Raw genomic sequence first — 26,997 nt, forward strand, 5'->3', positions numbered from 1 at the left:
AGCCGTCAGCCGAAGCGCTTTTCCGGTGACTGTCCGCTGGATGGTGACTGTTCGCCGGCCCGCGCGACGATCGCCTCGAGCGGCTCCGGCCGGTGAAGCAGAAAACCCTGGCCATAGGCCACGCCCATGCCGCGCAAAATGTCGAGCGCTTCCTGCTGTTCGATCTTTTCGGCCACCACCGCGCAGCCGAGACTTTTGGCGATGCCCGCTATGGCCGAGACGATCTCGCGATCGAAACGGCTTTCCGCGATATTCTCGATGAACGAGCCGTCGATCTTGATCTGATCGACCGGAAAGCGCCGCAAATATTCGAACGAGCTCATGCCGGCGCCGAAATCGTCGAGGCTGACGCGGCATTGCCGCTCGCGCGCCTTGCGCACGAACTGCTCGGCGGCGTCGAAATTGGTGACGGCCGCGGTCTCGGTGATCTCGAAACCGATGCCGGAATGCGGCGCCCCGGTCTCGGCGATGACGGCGTCGACGAAATCCCATAGCAGCGGGTCGCTCAGCGTCTGCGCCGACAGGTTGAAGCCGAGCATGATGGCGCCTGACCGCATCGCCTCGCCATGCTGCGAAAGCGCTGTCCTGATGATCCAGCGGTCCAACCGCGAGGCAATGCCGAAGCGCTCGGCGACCGGAATGAATTCGCTGGGCGGGATCAGCTTGCCATTGCGCCCGGCAAGCCGCGCTAGCACCTCGACATGGCGGCTCTCCTTCCAAGGCTGGCCCAGAAGATGGATCTCCTGGCCGAACAGTTTCAGCCGCCCGTCATCCATGGCGTCGACCGTGTCGGCGGCGACACGCGCCGCGTTGAGGCCGCCGGAGCCCGACGCCGCATCGGCCGAAAACACCGCGAAGCGATTGCGCCCGGCCGCCTTGGCGGCATAGCAGGCGTCGTCTGCGCAGGCCAACGCATCGGCAACTGTGGTGGTGGTGTCCTCGACGAAGGCGATGCCGATGCTGGCCGCGAGTTTTCGCGAGGTCGCCGGCAGTCCGAGGTCGGCGTCACGGACCGCCGCAAGAATCGCGCCGGCCAGCGCCTCGGCCTTGGCCGATTGGCAATTGGGCACCAGCAGCGCGAACTCGTCGCCGCCGAGGCGCGCGGCACGCGCCGATGCCGGCAGGCAGCCCAGAATACCGGCGGCGACACCCCTCAGCGCCAGGTCGCCGGCGGCGTGGCCGGCAAAGTCGTTGAGCGCCTTGAAGTAGTCGAGATCGACATAGAACACCGCCAGCGGCAAAGCCCGCTCGGTGGCGATATGCACGGCCAGCAGCCGGTCGAAGGCGGCACGGTTCAACAGGCCGGTCAGCGCATCGTGGTGAGCGGCGTAGGCGAGTTCCCGCTCGCGCTTCTTGTCCTCGGTGATGTCGCGCACGGTGCCGAGAATCTGGCCCGCCGTCTCGGGCGCCGCGATGAAGCGCACCAGCGATTCGACATGGCGGATTTCGCCGTCGCGCCTGACGATGCGGTATTGCGCGGCGACGACGCCGTCGGTCGAAAGCGGCGCCAGATGGGCGCGCTCTGCGGCATCCTTGTCGTCGGGGTGCAGATAGGAATGCCAAAGGTCGGCAGCCACCTCGTCGGTGTCGGCGACCAGTCCGAATATCTCCCTGGTGCGGGCGTCCCAATAGCTCTTGTTGGCGTCGATATCGTGATGCCAGATGCCGGTGCCGCTGGCCGCCAGCGCCAGGCGAAAGCGCACATTGACCCGCTCCAGTTCGGCTTCCGCCTCTTTCTGCCGGCTGATGTCGGTCTGCACGCCCATCAGCCTGACCGGCCTGCCCGTCTCGTCACGCTCGACAATGCCGCCGCGGTCCAGCACCCAGATCCAGTGGCCGTCCTTGTGCTTGAGGCGTAGCTCGGTCTCGATCGAGGCGGTCAGGCCGGAAATGTGCCGCTCTCCGCTGGCCAGCGCCCGCTGGCGGTCGTCGGGATGCGTCAGCTTCAGCCAGAGGTCGTCGCTGTTGGCAAGCTCGCCATCCTCATAACCCAGCATGTGCGACCAGGTCGGCGAATAGAAACAGTCGCCGCTCAAAATATCCCAGTCCCATACGCCGAGATGAGCGCGTTCGAGCGCAAGCGCCCAGAATTCGCCGTTGCGTATTTTCTCTTCAGCCATGCCCTGGTTTCGCTCACTCCGTCGCCGCCACTATGCACGCAAGCAGAGAAGAAAGCGTTACCGGGTGCGCCGCGCCCACAGTGCGGACAAGGCCTGCAATCGTGCCGGACCATGCCGTAAGGCGTCATCATGCGATTGGGGCTCGTCATGCCATTGGCGCCCTGATTGGAACCGCCCTGGCCGGGCCTGGCTCGACGATCCTTATCGCGCGGCGGCGCGCATTGTCCTCGAGCAGGCCGCGCAGTTCCTCGCGGCCGCGCGCGATGCGCGACATCAGCGTGCCGGCCGGCACGCCGAGCATCTCGGCGGCCTCGGCATAGGAGAAGCCTTCGATGGCGACCATGGTCAGCGGGGCACGGCGGTCCGGGCTGATCGCCTGCAGCGCGTCGATGATCTCGCGCGCGGCGACGTTCTCCAGCTGGTCGGCGGGAGAGGCCTGCACCTCGCCGGCCTCCAGCGGCAGCATCGAGGCCTCGCCACGCCGGTTCACCTTGCGCATCTGGTCAATGAACAGATGATGCATGATCGTGAACAGCCATTTTCGCGGGCTCTCTCCCGTCTGCCAGTTGTCCAGCCGCAGCAGCGCCCGCTCCAGGCAGTCCTGGACGAGATCGTCGGCGGAATCGCGGTCGCGCAGCAGCGAGCGCGCATAGCGGCGCAGGCGCGGGATTTCGTCGAGAATTGCTCTCTGCTTTTCGTCCATGACCCTTTTGTCTTCGTTTCGGCATGCCGTTGCCGCAAAACCGCTGCGCCCCCGGGTGAGGACAGCTTTGGCTGATCTGAAAAAATTCCTCTGTTCATGCCTGTCGTCGGCTCCAAGAACGCTGGGCACTTTTGGGCGACAGGCATGACGCGCTAGCGCGGCGTGGCGTCGATGGCGACCCGGTCGGGATAGAAGGCGCCGTGGGCGCGAATCTCGGCCATCTCGTCGAAGGGCTGCTCATAGGCCCACATCGCGTCGTTGCCGGTTTCACCCGCCGGCAGCACGTTCCAGTAGCTGGCGTCACCCTTGTAGGGGCACAGCGTCGACCGCTCCGTCTTCTTGAGCTTGCGGAAGTCGATGTCCTCGAACGGGATGTAGAAGGAGAAGGGATGGGGCGGCTCGGTCACCATTTTGGCTTTTGCCGAGGAAGCGATGATGGTGCCGTTTGCAAACACGACGACACGCCCGGTGAAGGGCTCGACGGTGATCACCTTGCCCGGATTGCGCCTGAAGCCGGGTGACGGGTTCGCATGCTGATCCATGACTGCTCTCCTTGTCCGCTGGTGGTTCGATGCCGGTCGACGGCGTCAGCTCTCACTGGTCACTGATGGGCCGGCGACAGCGGTCACACGCGACAGCTTCTGGCGCTTTTCGAGCTGTGGCTTTTCATAGGTCTTCTTCATCGTTCTTCCTTTTCTGACGTCTGGCAGCCGGTCCGCGCGGCTGCCGGTCGTGGATCATGGCTCCAAGGGACAACAGGCGCATCTCCCGTCCGGCCGATGCGCCGCCGAAGGAAATCCGGGCCAGCGTGGCAAGAACGATTCGCATGTGTTTCGCCGCGATCCGACGGCGGTGGATTTATCTCAGCCGGGACGGCCATGCTTGGGCCGGGCGGAACACGGTTTTGGCGAATGCGGCCCTGTCAGCACGACCGCAAGGCTTGGACAGGCGCGAACAGCTACCGGCGCGGCTATGGCGATGGCTGCTTGGCGCCGGTGCACGCCGCGAAATATCGATAATAAAGGACGACAGGTGAGACTCTACAAAATCAAGATGATTTGCCAGATATTTCGCCTTTTCGGCACGAGAAGCAAAATAAATTTTCGACAGACAAACTTTCACTTCGGAAAAATGTCCATTTCATCTCTGTTAACCAAATATTAACCAAAATTATCCGATACATACCGAAGTTATTCGCTGTCGCAATCCGAATCTAAGTTGTAATAATCATTGCACAGTTCGCTTATGACATTACTGTATCGTTGATGTCTTGCGAAGCATGCAACGGAGGAGCTGTAGGAGTGAAATCCGGGTCAAGACTGTGTTGCGAGGAACGGTCTGCCCGACGGAGGAAACACGCATGAGATTGCTGAAATATGCGCTGCTGGCGGGAGCGTCGCTGCTTCCCATCCTGCCCGCGATCGCCGCGACCGCGACGGGCAGCATGAATGTCCGCATCACGATTACCGACGAATGCAAGGTGCAGACGGCGAGCGATCTCGATTTCGGCTCGCACGGTGTCATTGATGCGAATGTCGACCAGACCAGCACCATCAACGTGCAATGCACGACCGGCAAGTCCTACAATGTTGGTCTGAGCGCCGGAGCGGGCGCGGGCGCAACGGTTGCTGTTCGCAAGATGACCGGGCCGGCGTCGGCGACGATCGACTACACCATCTACAGGGAAAGCACCCGGACGCAGCTTTGGGGCACCACGATCCCCACCGACACGGTCGGCGGAACCGGCAACGGCGCCATTCAGCCGCTGACGGTCTACGGGCGTGTTCCACCGCAGACGACACCGGCGGCGGGCCTCTACACCGACACCGTTGCGATCACCATAACGTACTGACAATCGATACCAACACGAGGACGATCATGCGATCCATGCTTTCACGCATCGGAGCCACGGCTGTTCTGTTGCTGTGCGCCGGTCTCTCACAAGCCGCTTCGCTCAGGGTGGCGCCGACAGGTCTCGAGCTGATCTCGCCCGACGCCTCGGCGGTTCTCAACCTCAGCAACGATGACCCCAAGCGGCCGATCAATGTGCAGATACGCGTCTTCGCCTGGAGCCAGGCTGGCGGGATCGAGACGCTGACGCCGACTACCGACGTCGTCGCCAGCCCGCCATCGACCAAACTCGGACCCAATGCCCAATACGTGGTTCGCGTCGTGCGCGTCAGCAAGGCGCCGGTGCGGGCCGAGGAAAGCTACCGCGTCATCGTCGACGAGTTACCCGACCCGTCGCGCAAGAAGGCCGGTACGGTCGCGCTCGCGCTGCGCTACTCCGTGCCGGTGTTTTTCCGCGACGCCGATGCGGCCGCGCCGGCAGTCGCCTGGAGTGTTTCGCGCAAGGGCGGCAGTCTTGTGCTGACAGCCAGCAATACCGGTGAAAGTCGTCTCCGCTTGTCCAACCTATCCCTGACCCAGAACGGCAAAAAGCTCGGCAACCGAAACGGGCTCGTCGGTTATGTCCTGGGCGGCGCGACCATGCAGTGGCCGATCGGCAGCGGCAAATCACTGTCAGCGGGCTCCGTGCTTTTGAAGGCACAGAGCGATCTTGGACCCTTCGATGCCAACGTTGCCGTCAAGGGCAAGTAGCGTCGCTGTCATCGTCGCGGTTGCGACTTTCACACCTTGCTTGGCGGTGCGTTCGCAGGAATTTCCGGCCGTGACGAACCTCGAACAGCCGGCTTCCGTTTTGCCAGCGGGCCGCAGCCTCTATCTCGAGGTGTTCATCAACGACGTTTCGACCAAGCTGGTCGGCAATTTTATCGAGATGCCGGATGGTGGGCTGGCGGCGGCGCCCCAAGAGCTGAAGGAGGTCGGCCTGAAACCGCCGGAGGACATAGCCGACGCCGGCGGCCTGGTCAGGCTCGACCAGTTGGCCGACGTTTCGTTTCGGATCGATGAGGTAGCCCAGCGCCTCTACGTCACCGCCGCCAATGACAGCCGCGAGGCGCGCATGGTGGATCTCGGCTTGCGCTTGCAGGACCGGCCGGCGCCGCAATCGGGCTTGGGCGCGGTTCTCAACTATTCGCTGTTTGCCAGCTCCAACACATTGTTCGACAAGGACGTCGAGCTGTTCCAAGGCGTTTCCGGCGGCTTCGATGCGCGCGTGTTCAGCCCCTATGGAACGCTCAGCCAATCCTTCATCGCCGGCTATTCCGACGGCAGGCTGGGCGGCTTCACGCGGCTCAACACGACATGGAGCTATTCCGACCCCGACCGGCTGATGACCTACCGCGCCGGCGACTTCATCTCCGGTGGATTGTCGTGGACGCGTCCGGTCTATCTCGGCGGCATCCAGGCGCAACGCAACTTCCACCTGCGATCGGACCTGGTGACGCTGCCGCTGCCCTCCTTCGGCGGCACGGCGGCGGTGCCGTCGACGCTCGAGGTCTATACGCAGAACGTGCGCACCTATTCCGGCGACATCCAGCCCGGGCCGTTCCAGGTCACCAATCTGCCGGTGTTCACGGGCGCCGGACAGGCGCAGGTGGTGCTGCGCGACAGCCTCGGCCGCGAGACCACGGCCACCTTGCCGTTCTATGCCTCCAGCATGCTGCTGCGCCAGGGACTGCTCGACTTTTCCGTCGAGGCAGGGATGGCGCGGCGCAATTTCGGCATCTCCTCCGACGATTATGACGGCCGCGTCATAGGGGTCGCCAGCGCGCGTTACGGCGTGACCGACCGGCTGACATTGGAAGCCCATGCCGAGGGCGGCGCCGATCTGATCAATGGCGGCATAGGTGCTGCCTTCCCGCTCGGGGCATATGGCGCGGCTTCGCTGGCGGTCGCCGGCAGCCATCATGACCGGCGCACCGGCTCGCTGGTCGATGCCAGTGTCGAATTCGGCTATGACGGCTGGGCGATCAACGCCCACATGCAGCGGGCCTTTGGCGGCTATGAAGACATCGCCTCGATGACGGCGGAGCCGGTTCTCGACCCCGACGACTTCACCCGTTTCAGCGCCGGCGTGCCGCGCGCGGTCGACCAGGTGACGCTCAGCGTGCCGATGCCGATCGATTTCTCCAGCTTCAACCTGTCCTATACGCATTTGAAGAGCGCCGAGGGCGAAAACAGCCAGATCGTCGGCCTGTCCTACAGCCAGGCGATCTTCAAGCGCAGCACGCTCTATGCCACCGCCTTCGCCGATCTCGACGACGACAGCAGCTATGGCGTGTTCGCCGGGATTTCGATCCCGTTCAACGACGACATCTCGGCGTCGACAGGCGTCGAGCAAGGCCCTGACGGCCTCAATGTCACTGCCGACCTCGCCAAATCGGAGCGGGCCGAGGACGGCAGCATCGGCTGGCGGCTGCGCACCTCGGAGGGCGAGGTCCCCAATCGTTCGGCAGCTGTCAGCTACCGCGCGCCGTTTGCGCGTTTCGAGGCCGGCGCCCAGCAATTCGACAAGGACTTTCGCGTGACCGGCCAGATGGACGGCGCCATTGCGGTCGCAGGCGGCGGGGTGTTCGCCACCAACCGCATCGACGATGCCTTTGCCGTCGTCGATGTCGGCACGCCTGATGTCGAGGTCTTGCATCAGAACCGGCCTGTAGGCAGGACCGACAGCAAAGGCCGCATCCTGGTCACCGGGCTCAACTCCTATGAGCTGAACACGGTCTCCATCGACCCGAAGAATCTACCAGTCGACGCGGATGTCCCTGCTACCAAGGAGACCGTCGTCCCAGCCGACCGCAACGGCGTCGTGCTGAAGTTCGGCGTGTCCGAGGCGGCGCAGGCCGCGCTGGTGACGCTGGTCGACTCGAGCGGAACGCCGCTCGAAGCCGGACTGTCGGGACGCGTCGATGGCGGCACTGAAGACTTTGTCGTCGGCTATGACGGGCAGGCCTACATCAAGGGCCTCGGCAAGCAGAATTCAGTGCAGGTCGAGCGCGCTGACGGCGGTTCATGCCGGGCAGAGTTTCCCTTCGAGGCGGCGCGCGGCCGACAAGTGGTGATCGGGAACGTGGTGTGCCAATGATAGCTGGAGGAAAAATGCTGCGCGCCGTAATCATCGCCCTGCTGCTGGTGCTGCTCCCGTCGCTCGCCCGGGCGCAGAGCTGCAGTTACACCGTCACCAGTTTGAATTTCGGCCTCATCGACACGCTGTCGGGCACCGCGGCGACATCGACAGCCACCTTCACCGCGACTTGCAGCGGCAGTTTGCCATTGCTGCTGCCCGTCCTGGTCTGTCCGCATATTGCCGCCGGCACCGGCGGTGCAACCTCGGCGGCGGCCCGGCAGATGGCGAGCGGCGTCAACAGCCTCAACTATCAACTCTATTCGGACCCCGCAATGAGCGTTGTCTGGGGCACCTATAACTGGGCCTATGCCTCGCGCCCGCCACCGCTGCTGCTGAGCCCCAATCTCTTCGGCAACTCAATCGACACCCTGACGCTCTATGGCCGGGTTCCCGGCGGCCAGGCGACCGTTCCGCCGGGCACTTATCTGTCGACATTTTCGGGCGGGCAACTCGAGTTCCGCTCCCGGACAACCCTGTTGAGCAGCAGCTGCAACACCGGCGCGGGCAACTTGGGCACCAGTCCGACCTTCACCATCAACGCCACGGTCGCGGCAAACTGCCTGGTCGCCACCCAGAACATCGATTTCGGCTCCAAGGGCGTGCTCGACGCCAATGCCGATGCCACCGGCCAGGTCTCGGTCACCTGCACGCCGTCGACCGCGTACACGGTTTCCCTTAATGGCGGCACGACAGGGGGCACGCCGACCAATCGCAAGATGTCGAAGGGCGGCGAGCGGGTCACCTACGGCCTCTACAAGGACGCCGCGCGCTCGCAGCCCTGGGGTGACGCCGGAACGCCGGGAAGCACGGTGGCCGGCACCGGAACCGGCTTGGCGCAACCGCTCATCGTCTACGGCCGCGTGCCGCCGCAGACGACGCCCTCGGCCGGCGTCTACACCGACACGGTGGTGGTGACCATCACCTACTGAGAGCGGCCATTGCCTGGTGAAAGCCAGCGCGCGTAAATCTCGCCGACGATGCCGCGGCGAAAGACCAGCACGCAGATCATGAAGATCAGGCCGGTGGCGATGGTCACAGGGAAGCCTGAGGTGGCGAGGGTGTTTTCCAGGCCGACGACGAGGCCGGCGCCGACGACAGGACCGACCATGGTGCCGATGCCGCCGAGCAGCGTCATCAGGATCACCTCGCCCGACATCTGCCAGGTGACGTCGGTCAGCGTCGCGAACTGGAAGACGATCGCCTTGGTGGCGCCAGCAAGCCCGGCAAGGGCTGCCGACATGACGAAGGCGGCGAGCTTGTAGCGGCCGACCGAATAGCCCAGCGAGATGGCACGGTTCTCGTTCTCGCGGATCGAACGCAGGATCATGCCGAAGGGCGAGTTGACGATGCGCCAGACGGCGAAGACGCCGATGAGGAAGACGGCAAGCACGACGAAATACATGTTGAGCGTGACGTTGAGATCGACGATGCCGAACAGATGCCCGCGCGGCACGCCCTGTATGCCGTCCTCGCCTTCGGTGAACGGCGCCTGGACGCAGAAGAAATAAAACATCTGCGCCAGCGCCAGCGTGATCATCGAGAAATAGATGCCTTGCCGGCGGATGGCGAGGAAGCCCATGACCAGGCCGAGCACGGCCGCTCCGGCGGTGCCGAGCAGGATGCCGGCCTCGGGCGGCCAGCCCCATGCCTTGACGGCGTAGGCGCAGAAATAGGCGGCGGCGCCGTAGAAGGTGGCGTGGCCGAACGACAACAGCCCGGTGTAGCCGAGCAGCAGGTTGAAGGCGCAGGCAAACAGCGCGAAGCACAGCATCTTCATCAGGAAGATCGGATAGACGAAGAAGGGCGCGGCTATCAGCGCCAGTATGGCCAATGCCAGCAATACCCGCTCCAGCCGCACGGAGGCGGCGGTGCGCTGTTGGTGAAGGGTTGCCTCGCTCATCTCAGGCGTCCCTTCCGAACAGGCCGGCGGGGCGCAGGAGCAGCACGACCGCCATGATGACGAAGACGACGAGGTTCGACGCCTCGGGATAGAACACCTTGGTCAGGCCCTCGGCGAGGCCGAGCATATAGCCGGTGACGATGGCCCCGAGGATCGAACCCATGCCGCCGACCACGACGACGGCAAAGACGACGATGATGATATCGGAGCCCATCAGCGGACTGACCTGGTAGACGGGCGCGGCGAGAATACCGGCAAGGCCGGCGAGCGCCGCGCCGAGCCCATAGGTGAGCGTCAGCAGCAGCGGCACGTTGACGCCGAAGGCCTGCACCAGCTCCGGATTCTCGGTCGCGGCGCGCAGATAGGAGCCGAGCCTGGTCTTTTCGATCAGGAGCCAGGTGCCGATGCAGATAATGAGCGAGGCCACCACCACCCAGCCGCGATAGTTGGGCAGGAACATGAAGCCGAGATTGGTGCCGCCGGCAAGCTGCGCCGGAACGGCATATGGGTTGCCTGACACACCGTAGTAGAAACGGAACACGCCTTCGATGACCAGCGCCAGTCCGAAGGTGAACAGCAGCCCGTAGAGCGGATCCAGGCGGTAGAGCCGCGACAGCGCCACGCGCTCGACCGCCATGCCGAAGACGCCGACGATGAGCGGCACCAGGAGCAGCGCCGGCCAGTAGCCGATGCCGAGATGGACGAGCAGCAGGTAGCCGATGAAGGCGCCGAGCATATAGAGTGCGCCATGGGCGAAATTGATGATCCGCAGCAGGCCGAAGATGACGGCCAGGCCGAGGCTCAGCATGGCGTAGAAGGAGCCGTTGATCAGCCCGACCAGCATCTGGCCGAGCAAGGCCTGGACGGGGATGCCGAAGATCACGGTCATGGCGTCACCGATGGTGTTGCAAGGGGGATGCGTCTGTGCGGCACGTACCCCCACCCGGACCTTCGGTCCGACCTCCCCACAAGGGGGAGGTAGGGCGGTGGCCCTCCACCCTCCCCCTTATGGGGAGGGTCGCTGCGCAGCAGCGGGTTGGGGGTACTGCCGTGGGCTGTCGTCATCATACCCCCAACACCTCGTGCAGCTGTTGCGTGTGAGCGGCAAGCTCGCTTACGGCAAAACCCTCCACCACCTTGCCGTGCTCCATCAGGTAGAAGCGGTCGGCGATGCGGGCGGCGAAGCGGAAATTCTGCTCGACGAGCAGGATGGTCATGCCGCGCTTTTTCAAGGTCGCCAGCAGTTCGCCGATGCGCTGGACGATGACCGGCGCCAGGCCCTCGGTCGGCTCGTCGAGCAGCAGCATCTGCACGCCCGTCCGCAGGATGCGGGCGATGGCCAGCATCTGCTGTTCGCCGCCGGAGAGTTTGGTGCCGGGGCTGTTGCGGCGCTCCTTGAGGTTGGGAAAGAGATCGAAGATCTCGTCGACGCTCATGCCGCCCTTGGCCACCACCGGCGGCAGGATCAGGTTCTCGTCGACGGTGAGCGTGGCGAAGATGCCGCGTTCCTCCGGCACGAAGCCGATGCCGCGATGGGCAACACGATGCAGCGGCAGGCGCATCAGGTCGCTGCCATCGAAGGCGACGCTGCCGCTGCGCTTGCGGACCAGCCCCATGATGGCGCGCAGCGTTGTGGTCTTGCCGACGCCGTTGCGGCCGAGCAGCGTCACGGTCTCACCGCGAAAAACGTCGAGGTTGACGCCATGCAGCGCATGGCCCTCGCCATACCAGGCATGGAGATCGCGCACGGCAAGCAGCGGCTCACTCATGCTCGGTCCCCCTGCTCGGTCCCCATGTAGGCGACCCTGACGCGCTCATCGCTGCTCACCGTCGCGTAGTCGCCGGCGGCGAGCACCTGGCCGCGCTGCATGACGGTGATCCAGTCGCAGAGGTCGGCGACGACGGTGAGATTGTGCTCGACCATCAGCACGGCGCGGTCCGTTGCCAGCGAGCGGATGATGCCGGAAATGACGCCGACATCCTCGTGCCCCATGCCGGCCATCGGCTCGTCGAGCAGCAGCACTTTCGGGTCGAGCGCCAGCGTGGTGGCGATCTCGAGCACGCGCTTTCGGCCATAGGAGAGATCGCCGGCCGGACGATGCGCGACATCGTCGAGACCGACGACGGCAAGCAGTTCGCGCGCCCGTGGAGTCAGTTGGTCAAGCGCGGCCAGCGAGCGCCAGAACTGGAAGCCGAGCCCGCTCGGCCGCTGCAAGGCGACGCGGACATTGTCGAGCACGCTCAGATGCGGAAAGATCGCCGATATCTGGAACGAGCGGACGAGACCCATGCGCGCCACCCTGGCCGGCGCGGTGCGGGTGATGTCGTTGCCCAACAGTTCGATCCTGCCGCTGCTCGGCTGCAGGAACTTGGTCAAGAGGTTAAAGATCGTCGTCTTGCCGGCGCCGTTCGGCCCGATCAGCGCATGGATCTGGCCGTGATGGACGTCGAGGTCGACATTGTTGACGGCGACGAAACCGGCAAAATCGCGCCGCAGGCCGCGGGCGGAGAGCACCACCCGCGGCTTGATTTCGGCACCGTCCGGCTGGACGGCCACGGCTTGCGCCAGCGTCACTTGGTGACGAGCGGGCAGCCGCTGTCTTCAGCCTTGATGAAGGCCTTGTCGCCCGGAATGGTCGCAAGGTAGGTGTAGTAGTCCCAGTCCTTCTTCGACTCCTCGGGCTTTTTGACCTGATAGAGATACATGTCGTGCACCATCGAGCCGTCGGCCTGTACCTTGCCGTTGGCGTTGATGATGTCGTCGACGGGCATTTCATGGAGTTGCTTGGCGACCGCCTCGGTCTCGTCGGTGCCGGCCTTGTCGATGGCCTTGAGATATTGCAGCACCGCCGAATAGGTGCCGGCCTGGATCATGTTGGGCATGCGGTTGGTGCGCTTGAAGAAGCGCCCGGCGAAGTCGCGGCTCTTGTCGTCGCGGTCCCAGTAAAACCCTTCGGTGAGCACCACGCCCTGCGCCGCCTGCAGTCCGAGGCCGTGCACCTCGGCAAGCGTGAACAGAAGTGCTGCCAGCCGCTGGCCGCCGGCGACGATGCCGAACTCGGCCGCCTGCTTGATGGTATTGGAGGTGTCGAGGCCGGCATTGGCAAGGCCGATAACTTTGGCGCCGGAGGACTGCGCCTGCAGCAGGAAGGAGGAATAATCCGTCGATCCCAAGGGGTAACGCACCTCGCCCAGCACTTTGCCGCCGCTTGCCTCAACAACCTTTGAGGTCTGCTCCTTCAGCGAATAGCCGAAGGCATAGTCGACGGTGATGAAATACCAGCTGTCGCCGCCCTGCTGCACAAGCGCGCCGCCGGTGCCGACCGCCTGCGAGTGGGTATCGTAAGCCCAGTGGAAACCGTAGGGCGAGCATTGCTTGCCGGTCAGGTCGGCCGATGCCGCTCCGGTAACGATGTCGATCTTCTTCTTTTCCTTGGACAACCCCTGGACGGCGAGCGCCACCGAGGATGTCGTCAGTTCCATGATCGCGTCGACCTGCTCGGTGTCGTACCACTGGCGCGCAATGTTGGAGGCAATGTCGGGCTTGTTCTGGTGATCGGCGTTGACGATCTCGATCGGCGCGCCCTGCACCTTGCCGCCAAAATCCTCGACCGCCATCTTGGCGGCCTCGACCGACCATTTGCCGCCGAAATCGGCATAGACGCCCGACTGGTCGTTGAGGATGCCGATCTTGACCTTGCCGTCGGAAATTTCGCCGGCCGCCGCCGGCATCGCAGTCGCCGCAAGCAGCACGGCTGAGACGAGATAGGATGCTTTCACAGGTGGTTCCTCCCTTGTGGCCGACGCTGGAAAACGCGGCGGCCTTGCAATGGTTCAACAACTCCGTCCGGTTCTCGCTGAAATCCGGGCCAGCGCCCGCCACTTCTCCTCTTGGCAACCCCTCCGCCCTGGGTGCGCCGGGAACCGTAGCATCACATTTCGCGAGGCGAGAATGCTATTTTCGTAGCATGGCGTGCTAGCGCGGCCGCTACCAGTCGGGCTCAATTGGAGAGTCTTCGGAAAAGCCGCTCGGGCCAGGCAGAGAGAGCGTTGCGGCCGCAGCGTCCAGCAGTGCCCCCGGAAGCCCTTTGAGATGCTCGCTGTCCAGCGGAAGCGCAAGATAGCCCGTGGCAATGCGTGCAGCCGCTTCCGCCTGTTCACGATCTCTCATTGCCTTGACCGCAGACCGATCAGGCCGCGTGGCCAGCCAAGCCTTGTGCAGAGCGAACATTCGAGGGTCGACCGTCGGCATGCTTACGGGATAGCCACGCTCATCGATCGCCACAGCCTCCACCTTCGGGGCGTTGATGAGCCATTGCAGCCCCTTCATGGGTGCGCTGTCGAGGTCGTCGGCAAGCTGTGTAATCGAGGTAGTGGCGTTGTCCTTGAGGACATGTCTTGCCCGCGGACGGATCAGGTCGACCACATAGCCATCACGGTTCGCTGCCCTGAAGGCCCGGGGCTGGAGCGGCTTGAAGGACCTGTCCACTTTACGCAACACGCCTATCAGGCCGGACTGGCTTACCCTCTCGCCGGTCACGAAGCTGATGCGGCGTCGGGAATCGAAGAGCAGGTCGATGTCGCCGGTTGCCGTGAGACCGCTGGTGATCTGGACGCCCGCCAGAGCCTCGTAAGCGAACAGCGCATTCGTGCCGACGACCAGCAACTGCTTGCCCAGCGGGTCTGTTTCGGCGCACCGCCGCAATATCCGTGCGGCGATGGCCGGTACCCTGCCCAACCCCATTGCCACATTGACTTTCGCCAGGCCGTTCAGGCGATCGGCCAGACCTGCCAGCAGATCCTTGTTCTGCACCCTGCCCTCGGAAAACGCAGCGAACGCCTTCTCCGTCTGGCTGCTTTTCGGCCCGAGTGAATTCTCGACCTGCCGGACCTTCCGCAGCAGGTATTCAGCACCGCTGCGCTCAACCCAGCGCATGCTGCCTGCAAAGCGCCTTTGGCGCTGGTCATCAGCACGCTGCCAGGCCTCGTAGACCTGTTGCGTATCTATGAGTTGGCGCCGCTGCTCGCCGGTCAACTCTCTCAGCATCGTTTTCCACTCTTAAGCCAGGATCAAGTTAACATAGTGGAAAACTCTTAATTAACAATAAGTTGCTATGTTTTTTCCACTATCGCATCTATCACCCACACGCCGAGTGGAAAATACCGTAAAAACAATAGGTTATGTCCGAGAAAGGGAGGCCAGAACCTCACACGCGGGTTTTTAGCTGCGCGCGCCATGGCAGCCGCTTGCCGTCGCCTCACCGCTTCTGCGGATAGATCGGCTCGCCGCGCTTCAGCATCTCGACAAAAGCCTCGATCTTCTTCCTGCGCCCCGCCTCCGTCTTCATGTTGTGCGTTCGAAACGCCAGCGCGAACCGGTTCTGGGCGGAAAGCTTTGCCAGCATCTCCTTCGCCTTCGGCTCGGCGTCGATGGCGGCCTGCAGATCGTCAGGGATCTTCATGTCCTTGCCTGAGGCATAGGCGCGGTCCCAGCGGCCGTCGGCCTTGGCCGCCTCGACCTGTTTCAGCCCGTGTTCGGTCATGCGGCCCTCCTCGACCAGGCGGGCGACATTGTCGATGTTGATCTTGCTCCAGATGCTCTTCTTGCCGCGCGGCGTGTAGCGCTGCAGAAAGCTCTTGTCGTCGAGCGGCTTGCGTATGGCGTCGATCCAGCCGAAGCACAGCGCCACGTCGATGGCCTGCTTCGGCGTGATCGAGGCGAGGCCCGAGCCGACCTTGTGGACCTTGATCCAGACCTCGCTCTCGCCGGCATGATTTTCGCGCAGCCAGGCGTAAAAACTGTCGGGATCGGGGAATTCATGAACCTTGTCGGGATCGACCTTGAACGGCGCCATCATCACCTCGTTGTTGCCGGGCCGGCTGTATCGGCTGTCGATGCCAGTTTCCGTCAGCGGCGTCGATACCCCCTAGCCTATTGCGAGCCGGCTTGCGCCCAAGCCGGCGCTCATGGCAGTTTCCCGGCTGGTCGAGCCGGGCAAGGCAGACTGCAATTCGGGGGAAATGCCATGCGATCGATGTTACTCGGCCTCATCCTTCTGCTGCCGGCCTCGGCGCTCGCCGAACCCATCGAAACCCAGAAGATCATCACCGCGCTGACCGGCGACTTCAATGGGGACGGCGCCGCCGATCTGGCGATGATCGTCGAGACCGAGCCCGAAGACGATACCATGGACATGCATTTCTTCCTGAGGGACAAAAAGTACAATTTTCTGAAACCCGCCGGCGTCGTGCATGAGCAGGTCTACGGCGAATGGAACGACTACGACCAGCCGCATTATGAGGGCTCCGGCATCGAACCGGAGTTGACCTTGCTGCCCAACGGCTCGATCAAGATCTATCTGCCGGGGCTGATCGGCCCCGGCGAGCGGACCGACATGACGCTGACCATCGCCTGGCGCAACGAGGCCTTCGTCGTCGCCGGCGTTGCCTATGACCATTACAAATACCAGTCCGTTGTCGTCTACAGCAGCTGCGACTACGACGTGCTGACCGGCAAGGGCAAAAGTATGCAGACGCAGGATGATGATAGCAAGGTGAACAGTATCGTGTCTGTCGAAGGCCAGGTCGTGCCCTTCGCGGAGTGGGACACGGGGACGCCTTTTAGGGTGTGCGGGGATTGAGGGGGCAGCCAATCTCCCCCCTCGTGGGGGAGATGGCCGGCAGGGGGGCCGCTGTCCCGCCAACGCACCGGCCAGTGTCAGCCACGTTTATCCCGCGATTCTTGTCAGAAAATAGATCGAGAGGTCGCGATCCTTCGCGCCCCCCTCTGCCCTGCCGGGCATCTCCCCCACTTGGGGGGAGATTGGCTTCACTGCAGATGCGGTTTCTTCAAAAAGCTGTTTCGGTCGGCGGATTTCACTCGCAGCCAAGTCTCACGACCGTCACGCACGACCCTGAGAGGAATCTCCGAACCCGCCGGATTCTGCCATAGCTTGCGGTAGAAATCGGCGAGCCCGTCGACCTCGCCATCGCGCACGTCGGAGATGATGTCGCCCTGGCGCAGGCCGGCCTTGGCGGCGGGGCCGCCTTCGGCGACGCTCATCACCACGACCGCACCGTTCGACTCGGCCGAGAAGGCGCCGAGCCATGGGCGCGGCGGCTTCGCCACCTGGCCGCGCGTCAGCAGATCGTCGAGGATCGGGGTCAGAAGGTTGATCGGCACGACCATGTTGATGTCGGCGACCTCGCCGTTGCGGCTCATCTGCAAAAGCAGCGAACCGATGCCGAGCAGGCTGCCATCCTGGCCGATGAGCGCCGCGCCGCCCCAGGACGGATGCGCCGGGGCAATGAAGATCGCCTCGTCGAGCAGATATTCCCAATAGCCGGCGAATTCCTGCTTGGTGACGATGTGTGCCTTGACCGAGCGGCCGGTGCCGTCGGCAAACACCACGGGGTCGCCGATCTTGGCCTTCGAGGCGTCACCCAGCGCCACCGCCGGCAGGCCGAGCGGCGCCAGCGCCTGCACCAGGCCGAAGCCTGTCTCCTGGTCATAGGCCAGCGCATGCGCCGGCACGACGCGGCCGTCCTGGTCGGTCAGCCAGACTTCCTCGGCCTCGGTGATGAGATAGCCTATGGTGAGCACCAGCCCGTCGCCGCGGATGACGACGCCGCTGCCTTCCCGGCGCGTGCCCAGGGCATTGGCCGTGAAGGCATCGTCGGGAACCATGGCGCGCACGCCAACGACGGAGCGCAAGAGCGGGGAAACGGGATCGACGGGCATGCTTTCATCCTGGCAGATATGCGTGGGCAGTATCCTCTATAGGTATGCCGCGCTGCACAGGGCGCAAGGGCTTAGGCAACAAGGCAATCATTTCAGAGGCTGGCGCTGCTCCTCATCCGCCTGCCGGCACCTTCTCCCCGTATAGCGACGGGGAGAAGGGAGATGGCCGCAACATCGGCGCTCTTGGCAACGCTGGCAATTGGGGAAATCAGTAGGCGACAGCGTCCTTCTCGCCGTCACTATACGGGGAGAAGTGCCCGGCAGGGCGATGAGGGGCGGCGCCGACATCGATAATAGTTCAACACAAGTTGAACCTTTCTGAATTGCACCTATGTGTTCCCGTATCTAGGTTCCGCCGACTTTTCCGCCATCAGTCTCGCGCCCTCGCGCAAGTCGTTTTCGCCCCGCCAAACCCAAGGAATTTCCCGCATGACCGAATACATCCCGCCGAAAGTCTGGAGCTGGAAGAAAGCCAATGGCGGCACGTTCGCCAGCATCAACCGGCCTATTGCCGGTCCGACGCATGACAAGGTGCTGCCGGTCGGCAAGCATCCGCTGCAGCTCTATTCGCTGGCGACGCCGAATGGGGTCAAAGTGACTGTCATGCTGGAGGAGCTTCTGGCGCTCGGCCACAAGGGCGCCGAATACGACGCTTGGCTGATCCGCATCAACGATGGCGACCAGTTCGGCTCGGGGTTTGTCGAGGTCAACCCCAACTCCAAGATCCCGGCGCTGCTCGACCGCAGCGGCAAGACGCCTGTCCGCGTCTTCGAGTCCGGTTCGATCCTGCTTTATCTCGCGGAAAAGTTCGGCGAGTTCCTGCCGACCGAACAGCCGGCGCGCGCGGAAACCTTGTCCTGGCTGTTCTGGCAGATGGGTTCGGCGCCCTATCTCGGCGGCGGCTTCGGCCATTTCTACGCCTATGCGCCCGAAAAAATCGAATACGCCATCGACCGCTTCGCCATGGAGACCAAGCGCCAGCTCGACGTGCTCGACCGGCGGCTGGCGGAGACTGAATATCTCGGCGGCGCCGGCTATTCGATCGCCGACATGGCGGTATGGCCCTGGTATGGCGGCCTTGCGCTCGGCCGCATGTACAATGATTCCGCCGAATTCCTGTCGGTGCAGGACTACGAGCACGTACAACGCTGGGCCAAGGCGATCGACGCCCGCCCGACCGTGCAACGCGGCCGCATGGTCAACCGCGCCTTCGGCGACCCGGCCATGCAACTGCACGAGCGCCACGACGCCAGCGATTTCGAGACGAAGACGCAGGATAAATTCGTGGTGGCGGAGTGAGCTAATCTCCCCCCTTGAGGGGGAGATGGCCGGCAGGCCAGAGGGGGTCGGCTCGACTGGGCGCGACCTCCTGCGACTGATGAAGGTTAGCGCTCCACGCGCGGCGACCCCCTCCTGTCGCCTTCGGCGACATCTCCCCCTCGAGGGGGGAGATTAGCCCATCAATTTCGCCAGCCTCGGCACGCCTTCACCCACGGCGCGTTCATCTGCGAGCGTAAAGCTCATCCGCATCGTGTTGCGTCCCGAACCGTCGGCGTAGAATGCGTTGCCCGGCACGAAGGCCACGCGGGCTTCCTTGACCGAGCGGGCGAGCAGTGCCGTGGCGTCCGCACTTTCAGGCAGCGTCAGCCAAACGAACATGCCGCCTTCCGGCCGGCTCCAGCTGACGCCATCCGGCATTTCCGCTTCGAGTGCTGCAAGCAAGCCGTCGCGGCGCTGGCGGTAGGCGCCGATCAGCTTTTCCACCTGGCCGTCATACACGGCCTCGGAGACGCGGTGCATGACCAGCTGGTTGATCGACGGGCTGTGCAGGTCCGACGCCTGCTTCATCAGCACCAGCCGCTCGACGACACGGCGCGGCGCGCAGACCCAGCCGACGCGCATGCCCGGCGACAGGATTTTGGAGAACGAGCCGCAATAGAGCGTGCGGGCGTTTTCGATGCCGCCTGAGCGTTCGCAGTCGAGCGCCAGGATCGGCGGCTGGCCCTCGCCGTCATAGCGCAGCGCGCGATAGGCGGCGTCCTCGATGACGGCAATGTCGAGCTCGCCGGCGAGGTCAAGCACCGCCTCGCGCTGCTGGCGATTCAGCGTCTCGCCGGTCGGGTTGGCGAAATCGGGCACGAGATAGGCGAATTTCACTTTGCCGCCTGCAGCGGCAGCCGCCGCCTGGTAGGCGGCGGGCGTCATGTTGCCGCCATCCGGCGTCAGCCGGTCGTAGCGCGGCTCATAGGCGTTGAAGGCCTGGAGCGCGCCGAGATAGGTCGGCCACGTCACGAGCGCTGTGTCGCCGGGCGACAGGAACAGCTTGCCCAGATAATCCAGCGCCTGCTGCGAGCCGGAGGTGATGAAGATGTTGTGCTCGTCGCAGGCGATGCCAAGCTTGCCCATCTGGCCGGCCAGCCATTTTCTGAGCGGCAGATAGCCTTCGGAGACCTGATACTGAAGTGCTGCGCTCGCCTCCGCGCCGCCCAGCACCGAGGCGTAAGCATCGGCGATCGCCTGCGCCGGAAACAAAGCCGGATCGGGGATGCCGCCGGCAAAGGAGATGATGTCGGGCTGGTCGAGCAGTTTGAGCAGCTCGCGGATTTCCGACGCCTTCATGCGCGAGGCGCGCGACGCCAACAGGTCCATCAAACTCACGAGCCCACCTCCCGGGATACGGCATCTGGTCCAGCATGACCGTTCCGGCCATGCGAATTAGGTCAATCTGGCTGACCTATTATCAGGCTCCCCCACCCGCGGGAATAGCGAGACCGTGATTCCGCGTGGCCCAGACGAAAAAGGAAACACATTTTTTCCCCTGCATAGGGAAAATTGTTGCGCGCCGAGGGGCGCGGATGCAACATCATTCCGAGCGGACCGGCATAAAAAGAAAAGCGGTCTCAACAAGGGGGGTTAAAATGACGCTTGAGCTCATCGGGGCCGGATTCGGCCGCACTGGCACATGGTCGACCTTTGCCGCGCTGAACAGGCTGGGCCTTCCCAGCTATCACATGCAGGAAGTCATCCTCAACAAGGCCAACAAGGACCATCTCGACTTCTGGCGCAAGGTGGCCAACAGCCCGCCCGGCAGCCAGCACGACTGGACCAGAGTGTTTGCCAACTACAAGGCGACGGTCGACAATCCGGGATGCTGCGTGTGGCGCGAATTGATGGCCGCCTATCCCGACGCCAAGGTGCTTTTGACGCTGCATCCGCGCGGCGCCGAGGCCTGGTACGACAGCACCATCGACACCATCCACTTCACCGAGACATTGTGGCAGTTCAAGGTGCTGGAATGGCTGACGCCGTTCGGCCGAAAATTCGGCGACATGTCGCACAGGCTGATCTGGGGCCGCACGCTTGCCGGCGTGATGGACGACCGCGCCAAGGCGGTGGCGCGCTACAACGCCTATACCGAGGAGGTGATAGCGGCCGTGCCGCGGGAGAAGCTTCTGGTGTTCAAGGTCAGCGATGGCTGGGCGCCGCTCTGCGGCTTCCTCGGCGTGGCGCTGCCCAACGAGCCTTTCCCCAACCTCAACGACCGCGAAAGCGTCAAGAAGATCATCCGCGACATCATCAACGGCAGCTACATCATGCTGGGGCTGTCGGTGGCGGCGGTGCTTGCGGTGATCGCGGCGCTGTGGTGGTGGCTGGGGTAGCCGCCGGACCATCAGGGTACCGCTACTTGCGCGTGATCCAGCCGAGGAGATCCGGCTCGACGTCTTCGTGGTCGGTCAGGTCGCGAACCAGGGAAGCGGCGAGCGCGCGCCACCGCTTTTCCGGGACATTGTCTTCCATCACCGATTTGATGAAGGCGGCGCGCAGGATGGCGCAATCGAAGGCGGATACATCGAAAAGCAGTTCTGCCATTTCGGTTTTCCCCGTTCACATCGGGCGGGCGGGCCTGTCGAAGCCTCAGGCGCCAGCGCCCCATATACATGGTCGACGACAGCAGATTCATACTCTTGCCGAACCAAGGTTCAACACAATTCGATTGTACGGTTTTTACCAAGCGATTGCGGTTCGTTGCCCGCTTTTGCGCCGATGCTAGATTTGCCGGGCGGCCTCTCCCCAGATGGCCGCAAATGGCCGGCGCGGCTCTGGCAACATGCTTTCACCGGCATTCGCGTCGGCCATTTCCAGCCCTGCCAGGCTCAGCCCAGCAGGCGTTCGTATTCGGCCTCGGCCTGGCCGTAGAAGCCGTCGGCGACGGCGATCAGGCCATCCCGGTCGCGGATGACGATCTCGCCGCGCCGCGACCGGATCAGGCCGCGCCCTTCCAGGATCTGCAGGCCGATGGTGACGCCCGGACGCCTGACGCCGAGCATGACGGACAGGAACTCATGCGTGATCTGGATCTGATGGCCGACCACCCTGTCGTCACACATCAGGAGCCATCTGGCCAGCCGATCCTCGAGCTTGGCGCGGGCATTGCTCAGCGCAGTGGATTTGGTCTGGCCGTGCAGATAATGGGCATAGCGCAGCAGGAAGGCGCGAAGCGTCGGGCTTTTCTGCAACGCTGCCTTGAACGGCTCGGAATCGATGCACACCGCCTCGCCCGGCATCTGCATGTAGCAATCATGGGGCGCCCAGTCGGCGCCCATCACCAGAGCGGAGCCCGACATGCCTTCGTGGCCGATGATGCCGACCTCGGTGTCCAGGCCCGGCCGGTTCCTCGCCACCACCGAGGCCAGGCCGCTTTCCAGGAAGCATACCGAGGCGACCGGCTCGCCCGCCATTTCGAGCGGGGCTTTGAGATCGAGCACACGATGGTGCAAATGCGGCGCAAGCAGTGCGAAGTCGGCCGGGTTCATGCGGCGCAAAAGGCCGCTTTTCTCCTTGCTGACCGACTGGTCCATCGCTCTCTCCCCAAGGGCAAGAGCACATGTCATCTCCCAGCCGTCGGCGCCCTGCCCAAATGCAAACGGTCATTGGACGATAGCTGACTCGGATTCAGCCATTGTACTTCGTACAAAACCGACAAATCAGGGGCGACGCCCCATGGATCAATCCAGCAGCTTTCCTGGATCAGCGCTTCGGGCGGTCAGCCGCAACCATGCGCGCTTCGCGCACGATGGACGAGCGATCGTTGCCGATCAGCGATGCGATCTCTTGTATCTGCTGCTCGGAGGCCCCGGTTTCCCGCGCCAAGGCCGCGAGCGCCTCGGCGCTCAGACCGGACTGTCTCGGTTGCTCCGCCATGGCTCCAATGCCTCCTGTCGGGGCAGGAGTGCGATGGTCGCTCCCAAGCGTCAGCGCCCATTGATGTGGCCGACGATGCTGCACTGTACGCTTCCGAACAATCGATGGCGAGCGATATATTAGCGACGCTGGATGCGGCCCTAGAACGGCAGCCTTATCTCATCGATCGACCTCGACTCCGTCCAGCCAATGTCCTTCTGGATCTCCGTCGGCAGCGCATTCAGTGCGCGCACGGTCTTCCTGTGCTTGCTGGCGCGCGCCAGGGCAGCGCGAATTCTGCTGAGACTTTCAAACATCGGTTACCTCCATGCAGCAGCAGAGCGCTGCCTTAGGCCCGCTCTTGCACGGCCTCTGTAACCGATCGATTGCGCGGCAACGGTGAAGCGCTTCACAAACCGATGCCGGCCAGAAACATTTGTATACAAATTAGTTGCGCTCCCGCGGTGGCGTGATCCGACCTATGGCAGGGCGATCGCATATGGCGCTCCCTCGGGTTCGGCGACCCACCTACCCTTCGTCGGCGCAAGGCGATCACATATGAGTTCTTACGAAGAGGACCCCCACCCTAACCCTCCCCACAAGGGGGAGGGAACGCTGCCGCAAGCCACCCATTCTGGCGTGGAACCTAGGCGATTTGCGGCGATCAGCGCCTAGCAAGTCTCCCTCCCCCTTGTGGGGAGGGATTAAGGGTGGGGGTATTCGCTGGCGCCGCCTTATGCGATTGCCCTGCCCTCCTCCGCGCCATCGCCGGCATCGGCGTCCGCCAGCCTCGCCTATGGACGAATCCCATCATGCGCAATAAGGATGGGGTCTGCCGTGGCGCTTTCGCGCCGGGGCAGGCGACGTTCGTTCAATGACGCTGCGCCGGGCGCCTTTGACGCCCCGCAAAAGTGTCGATACCGGGGGATCTGGTCATGACCGACAACAAGCCGACCGTAGACGTTACCAAGGACTGGCAGGCAACGCAGGGCCAGAAGTCCGGCGCCACGCGGCTGCGCCTGTTCGCCGTGCTGTCGTGGGTCATCGCCATTGGCGGCGAGATCGCCGGGATCGTCTTGCTCTACAAGCACAAGTTCGACCAGGGCAACCTGCCGCTGCTGATCGGCATCCTGGTCGGGATCGCGATATTCGCCATCGTCGGCAGCCTGCTCTGGAAGGCGGCCAACCGGAAGGACCCGGCCCGCGAATCCGACACGTTCAGGTTCTTTGTCCAGAACCAGCTCGGCGCGATCATCACGCTGATTGCCTTCCTTCCGCTGGTTCTCTTGATCCTCAACGACAAGAACATGGACCCGAAGAGCAAGAAGGTGGCCGGCGGTATCGGCGCCGTGCTGGCCGTGGTGGCGACGCTGATCGGGGTCAGCTACCAGCCGCCATCGGTCGAGCAGTACACGCAGGACATGAACACCTGCGCGGAACAGATCAAGGCGGGGCAGCCGACCACGGCCTGTTCGCCCGAGGTCGCCGCCCAGGCGCAGGCGATCGCCACCGACTCCACCACGGTGGCCGCGGCGACGAAGGACGCGGCACACCCCAATGGCCAGGATATCGTCTACTGGATCGCGCCGGAAAACGGCGCCGCGAAGTCCGACACCGAGCATGTCTTCCACCTCTGCGCGGCCGTCAGCCCGCTGAAGGACAAGACCGTCAACAGCGGCACCGTGACGGAAGCCTACGCCCAGAACGCCATCCGCATCACCAAGCAGATCGAGATGGAACAGAAGCAGTGCGGGTTCACGACCACGCCGTGAATGAGGCTGCGGGCTGGCGTGGCCGATTGGGTGCGCCAAACTGGTGGTCCACATCATAGTTGTCCGTCAGTGGCGTGCGGTCCCTCGTGGCGCGAAGGCTTACATGGCGGGACTAGACGCAACGTAAGCGGCTGGGGCACGCCAAATCCCTGGCAGGGGCACGACGAAAATTGAATGTCGCATTTGGGCCGCTTCCTGCCTGTCCGGTTTCGGGTGGTAGCATTCGGAAAGCGGACACACTCGTTGACTGGCGCGACAGCTAAATCCCGTTTGCCGGACACGGCGAGGATGCCGAGGGCCTCTCGGATATCGATGTGATGAAGCCTTTCGCGTTCGTGTCGACAGGATTCAATGGATCTCGGCCGGCGGTGACAACCAGGGCGCACAACATGGCCATCGTGCGGAACTCCCGTCGCCAGTTATGTCGCCGAGCCGATGCGCCCCACGCCCGCCCTCTAGACCGAGGACAGCCCCGAGACCAAGACACGGAAGGCCGTACCCAACCCGCGGAATGAGAGTCTGATCAACCGTCGTCTCTGAGCTCCACCCCCCAGCCCTGTGCAGCTTCAGCCGATCCGACTGCATGGCAAACCTGCCAAGCAGGCGAGCCTTCTTGCCTTCAACCTTGACGGGAACATGAGAGACTAGTCGCTCAGCTTTCCGCCACGGTGTCCCATCGTCATCTTGGATGCGTACATCGTCGGTGAACGCTTGCCTGGAAGGTTCGCCTCGAGGACGATCTGTTCGACAAAGCCCTGGTTCATCTCCAACTCCACGCATTCGTTGAGCTTATCGACGAGCCAAACCGCGTAGCCTTCAGGTTCCTTGGCGTCAAATTCCGAATCGTCCGCCGGAATCTTGGGTTCCGGAAACGCCGGGATGATCATTATCTTGGGCTTTGGCAAATCGTAGGTATGTCCCTCATAGGCATAACCGACAATTATCCCGCACGATGTTTTCTGTTCTGGAGATGATCCGAGCATGAAGGTACTGCCTACCGTTGAAAGGACCGCAGCGCCAAAATTCTTCAGGTCGATCTTGAAATGGTAGGAGACTCTGATTGGTATTTTTGGAAATGGGATATTTCCATTTATTATATCTTGGCGGCCTTTGTTGCTGTCATACTTCTTCAATACTTCAAGTGCGTTGACATGTTGCTCGTCGGTGATAGGTTCCCCAGGCGCGGTTTCGACATACATGCCGGTGTCACCAAAGGGTGCTGGCGCACCGGGCACGCTGAGTCCAATTTCCGCCCCCAAGCCATAGAGCCTAACCTGTGTTGCGTTGTAAGCGCCTGACGGAAAGGTTAGTGTCGGTCGGTGATAGTCGTCGCTCATTTTCCTCGCTCCTTTTTGCTGCATCCTTCAGTTCACAAGATCTCCCGCCAGCTGAAGTTCTCATCGAATTTTTCCGCGAGCATCGGCGCGACGCGATCGCTGGAGTCCACCACCAACGCCGCGGCCTTTTCGAACGACAGGTCGTCCGCATCGAGGCGTGGCCATGCCTGAGCAAGTGCGAGAGCCACCTCGTCCCTTGCTCTGATCAGCATGCTCTTGAACATGAAGGGCCGAGCGCGGAAGGCGCGGGACGTGAAATCCGAAATGCGCTGCATGTCGGATTGGTCGACATCCTTAATATCGATCCCCAGCAGCCGCTCGTCGGCCAACCCCTCGTGCACCAGTGCCGCGTGGTAGACGTGGACGATCGTGTCGAACACAGCCCCCGTGAATGGCCGTGACCTGTCATGGATTTCCGCCGTCACCTCCGACATGCGGCGTGCGTTGCTGGCGAGGCGGATCTGCCGATCGCCAGTCAGCTCGGCAATCCGGTTCAACTCATTGAGAACAAGCAGGTTGCCATTGCAGTGCCGCAGCAGCCGGTCCATGCCGCTGTCGAAATTCAGGAAGGACAAGAGCGAGACCAGATCCGAGCTGGCTTCGTGGAACGGTCCGAAATCGCCTTGAGTCAGGCCGCCAGTTGGTGTCCCGAACAGCGAAAACAAGATTGCGTGGCCGACCTCATGTGCGATCACATCGAAGTTGAGCGCATAGGGATAGTTGCCTCCGTCGATGCCGCGCTCTCGGCCGAGTTCCAGATAGCCATAGCCCGATTGCGCATTCTCCCAGTCGACGAAGGGGATGATTTCGAGCCGCTCGAACGTCTCGGCGAAATACCAGACAATCGGTTTGCCGAGGTAGCTTTCCCAGATGTCCAGCACGCGGCTGACCGAGGCGAAAGCGTGCGCAGAAAGGAACTGCCGCGAGGTCAAGGAAAGCTGATCGAAATGGCCGTCAAAGCCAGCCTGTGCAGGTGGAAAGGTTTCGCCGACAAACGGTGGCAGATAAGGGTAGTCATAAGGCTCCTTGTCGAGGAGCGGATCGCGAACGTAGATGCGGTGATCTTCCGGGCCGGAGCGGATCAGATCGGGTGGAGTAGAAATCCATACTGTTTCGGGTGTTCCGTAACCCGAAAGGTGAGGGACCTGCGGGTAGACCAGGAACCGCGTACCCAGCACACCTTGCGCAACGGCACGATCGACCGCGTCCAA

General features: G+C 63.1%; 26 protein-coding genes. 8 read left to right on the plus strand and 18 right to left on the minus strand.

Going from position 1 to position 26,997, the window contains the following annotated elements:
* Positions 1-5 precede the first annotated feature (5 nt).
* From ACYG9R_RS00985 to ACYG9R_RS00995, 3 genes are all read right to left on the minus strand, one after another.
* Entirely contained in the window at positions 6-2,120 is a 2,115-nt protein-coding gene (locus ACYG9R_RS00985; protein WP_023819043.1) for an EAL domain-containing protein, read from the minus strand.
* Between the two features lie 145 nt (positions 2,121-2,265).
* Positions 2,266-2,823 (minus strand): RNA polymerase sigma factor, encoded by a 558-nt coding sequence (locus ACYG9R_RS00990; protein WP_023689856.1) that lies wholly within the window; start codon positions 2,821-2,823, stop codon positions 2,266-2,268.
* A gap of 152 nt (positions 2,824-2,975) precedes the next feature.
* The gene (locus ACYG9R_RS00995) at positions 2,976-3,365 is read right to left on the minus strand and encodes a DUF427 domain-containing protein (protein ID WP_023824480.1); all 390 of its coding nucleotides are present in this window, start codon (positions 3,363-3,365) and stop codon (positions 2,976-2,978) included.
* A gap of 818 nt (positions 3,366-4,183) precedes the next feature.
* On the opposite strand from ACYG9R_RS00995, the gene ACYG9R_RS01000 reads away from it, so the two are divergent.
* From ACYG9R_RS01000 to ACYG9R_RS01015, 4 genes are read left to right on the plus strand one after another with little or no spacing between them, the layout of a single operon-like run.
* A complete protein-coding gene (locus ACYG9R_RS01000) occupies positions 4,184-4,675 on the plus strand; it encodes a Csu type fimbrial protein (RefSeq protein ID WP_023685937.1) in 492 nt (163 codons plus the stop codon).
* A gap of 26 nt (positions 4,676-4,701) precedes the next feature.
* Entirely contained in the window at positions 4,702-5,424 is a 723-nt protein-coding gene (locus ACYG9R_RS01005) for a fimbrial biogenesis chaperone (RefSeq protein ID WP_023715167.1), read from the plus strand.
* Positions 5,396-7,813, plus strand: coding sequence for a fimbria/pilus outer membrane usher protein (locus ACYG9R_RS01010; RefSeq protein ID WP_023756419.1), 2,418 nt, complete (start codon positions 5,396-5,398; stop codon positions 7,811-7,813). Before ACYG9R_RS01005 ends, ACYG9R_RS01010 begins: the two co-directional genes overlap by 29 nt.
* Before the next feature lie 14 nt (positions 7,814-7,827).
* The gene (locus ACYG9R_RS01015) at positions 7,828-8,784 is read left to right on the plus strand and encodes a Csu type fimbrial protein (protein WP_023824479.1); all 957 of its coding nucleotides are present in this window, start codon (positions 7,828-7,830) and stop codon (positions 8,782-8,784) included.
* On the opposite strand, the gene ACYG9R_RS01020 is transcribed toward ACYG9R_RS01015, so the two are convergent.
* The 7 genes from ACYG9R_RS01020 to ACYG9R_RS01050 all read right to left on the minus strand — a co-directional run bounded on the left by ACYG9R_RS01020 (position 8,778) and on the right by ACYG9R_RS01050 (position 15,610).
* On the minus strand, positions 8,778-9,755 hold the full coding sequence (locus ACYG9R_RS01020) for a branched-chain amino acid ABC transporter permease (protein WP_023824478.1): 978 nt from the start codon (positions 9,753-9,755) through the stop codon (positions 8,778-8,780). The genes ACYG9R_RS01015 and ACYG9R_RS01020 overlap by 7 nt on opposite strands.
* Before the next feature lies 1 nt (position 9,756).
* Positions 9,757-10,644, minus strand: coding sequence for a branched-chain amino acid ABC transporter permease (locus ACYG9R_RS01025; protein WP_023824477.1), 888 nt, complete (start codon positions 10,642-10,644; stop codon positions 9,757-9,759).
* A 175-nt stretch (positions 10,645-10,819) separates the two neighbouring features.
* Positions 10,820-11,524, minus strand: a complete 705-nt coding sequence (locus ACYG9R_RS01030) for an ABC transporter ATP-binding protein (RefSeq protein ID WP_023671422.1) — start codon at positions 11,522-11,524, stop codon at positions 10,820-10,822.
* The gene (locus ACYG9R_RS01035; protein WP_460221800.1) at positions 11,521-12,312 is read right to left on the minus strand and encodes an ABC transporter ATP-binding protein; all 792 of its coding nucleotides are present in this window, start codon (positions 12,310-12,312) and stop codon (positions 11,521-11,523) included. The genes ACYG9R_RS01030 and ACYG9R_RS01035 overlap by 4 nt, the downstream gene beginning before the upstream one ends.
* 14 nt (positions 12,313-12,326) lie before the next feature.
* On the minus strand, positions 12,327-13,535 hold the full coding sequence (locus ACYG9R_RS01040; protein WP_023824475.1) for an ABC transporter substrate-binding protein: 1,209 nt from the start codon (positions 13,533-13,535) through the stop codon (positions 12,327-12,329).
* 208 nt (positions 13,536-13,743) lie between these two features.
* Positions 13,744-14,802, minus strand: a complete 1,059-nt coding sequence (locus ACYG9R_RS01045; protein ID WP_032886639.1) for a GSU2403 family nucleotidyltransferase fold protein — start codon at positions 14,800-14,802, stop codon at positions 13,744-13,746.
* Between the two features lie 211 nt (positions 14,803-15,013).
* A complete protein-coding gene (locus tag ACYG9R_RS01050) occupies positions 15,014-15,610 on the minus strand; it encodes a YdeI/OmpD-associated family protein (RefSeq protein WP_023743926.1) in 597 nt (198 codons plus the stop codon).
* A gap of 171 nt (positions 15,611-15,781) precedes the next feature.
* Here ACYG9R_RS01050 and ACYG9R_RS01055 point away from each other — a divergent pair, with 171 nt between their 5' ends.
* Complete coding sequence (locus ACYG9R_RS01055; protein WP_023715162.1) at positions 15,782-16,396, plus strand: hypothetical protein; 615 nt, start codon at positions 15,782-15,784, stop codon at positions 16,394-16,396.
* Positions 16,397-16,584: 188 nt separating this feature from the next.
* On the opposite strand, the gene ACYG9R_RS01060 is transcribed toward ACYG9R_RS01055, so the two are convergent.
* The gene (locus ACYG9R_RS01060) at positions 16,585-17,496 is read right to left on the minus strand and encodes a S1C family serine protease (RefSeq protein WP_023740033.1); all 912 of its coding nucleotides are present in this window, start codon (positions 17,494-17,496) and stop codon (positions 16,585-16,587) included.
* Positions 17,497-17,925: 429 nt separating this feature from the next.
* Between ACYG9R_RS01060 and yghU the strand changes: the two genes are divergently transcribed.
* Entirely contained in the window at positions 17,926-18,795 is an 870-nt protein-coding gene (gene yghU, locus ACYG9R_RS01065; protein ID WP_023824473.1) for a glutathione-dependent disulfide-bond oxidoreductase, read from the plus strand.
* A 153-nt stretch (positions 18,796-18,948) separates the two neighbouring features.
* Here yghU and ACYG9R_RS01070 read toward each other — a convergent pair whose 3' ends face one another.
* Positions 18,949-20,145, minus strand: a complete 1,197-nt coding sequence (locus ACYG9R_RS01070; protein ID WP_031199594.1) for an aminotransferase-like domain-containing protein — start codon at positions 20,143-20,145, stop codon at positions 18,949-18,951.
* Positions 20,146-20,414: 269 nt separating this feature from the next.
* Here ACYG9R_RS01070 and ACYG9R_RS01075 point away from each other — a divergent pair, with 269 nt between their 5' ends.
* Entirely contained in the window at positions 20,415-21,155 is a 741-nt protein-coding gene (locus ACYG9R_RS01075; protein WP_023735413.1) for a sulfotransferase family protein, read from the plus strand.
* A gap of 22 nt (positions 21,156-21,177) precedes the next feature.
* On the opposite strand, the gene ACYG9R_RS01080 is transcribed toward ACYG9R_RS01075, so the two are convergent.
* The 4 genes from ACYG9R_RS01080 to ACYG9R_RS01095 all read right to left on the minus strand — a co-directional run bounded on the left by ACYG9R_RS01080 (position 21,178) and on the right by ACYG9R_RS01095 (position 22,994).
* Positions 21,178-21,366 carry a hypothetical protein gene (locus ACYG9R_RS01080; protein WP_023671412.1) on the minus strand — a complete coding sequence of 63 codons (189 nt, stop codon included), beginning with the start codon at positions 21,364-21,366 and terminating at the stop codon, positions 21,178-21,180.
* Positions 21,367-21,650: 284 nt separating this feature from the next.
* Positions 21,651-22,355, minus strand: coding sequence for a Crp/Fnr family transcriptional regulator (locus ACYG9R_RS01085; RefSeq protein ID WP_023685922.1), 705 nt, complete (start codon positions 22,353-22,355; stop codon positions 21,651-21,653).
* Positions 22,356-22,524: 169 nt separating this feature from the next.
* Positions 22,525-22,698: a hypothetical protein gene (locus tag ACYG9R_RS01090; RefSeq protein ID WP_023689840.1), complete on the minus strand. Its 174-nt coding sequence runs from the start codon at positions 22,696-22,698 to the stop codon at positions 22,525-22,527.
* A gap of 140 nt (positions 22,699-22,838) precedes the next feature.
* Positions 22,839-22,994, minus strand: coding sequence for a DUF1127 domain-containing protein (locus ACYG9R_RS01095; protein ID WP_023671409.1), 156 nt, complete (start codon positions 22,992-22,994; stop codon positions 22,839-22,841).
* Between the two features lie 618 nt (positions 22,995-23,612).
* On the opposite strand from ACYG9R_RS01095, the gene ACYG9R_RS01100 reads away from it, so the two are divergent.
* A complete protein-coding gene (locus tag ACYG9R_RS01100) occupies positions 23,613-24,449 on the plus strand; it encodes an SLC5/6 family protein (RefSeq protein WP_023824471.1) in 837 nt (278 codons plus the stop codon).
* Between the two features lie 644 nt (positions 24,450-25,093).
* Here ACYG9R_RS01100 and ACYG9R_RS01105 read toward each other — a convergent pair.
* A complete protein-coding gene (locus tag ACYG9R_RS01105) occupies positions 25,094-25,786 on the minus strand; it encodes a hypothetical protein (RefSeq protein ID WP_155922509.1) in 693 nt (230 codons plus the stop codon).
* A gap of 32 nt (positions 25,787-25,818) precedes the next feature.
* Positions 25,819-26,997: a gluzincin family metallopeptidase gene (locus ACYG9R_RS01110; protein ID WP_023689836.1), complete on the minus strand. Its 1,179-nt coding sequence runs from the start codon at positions 26,995-26,997 to the stop codon at positions 25,819-25,821.

This window comes from Mesorhizobium sp. RSR565B (assembly GCF_054719465.1).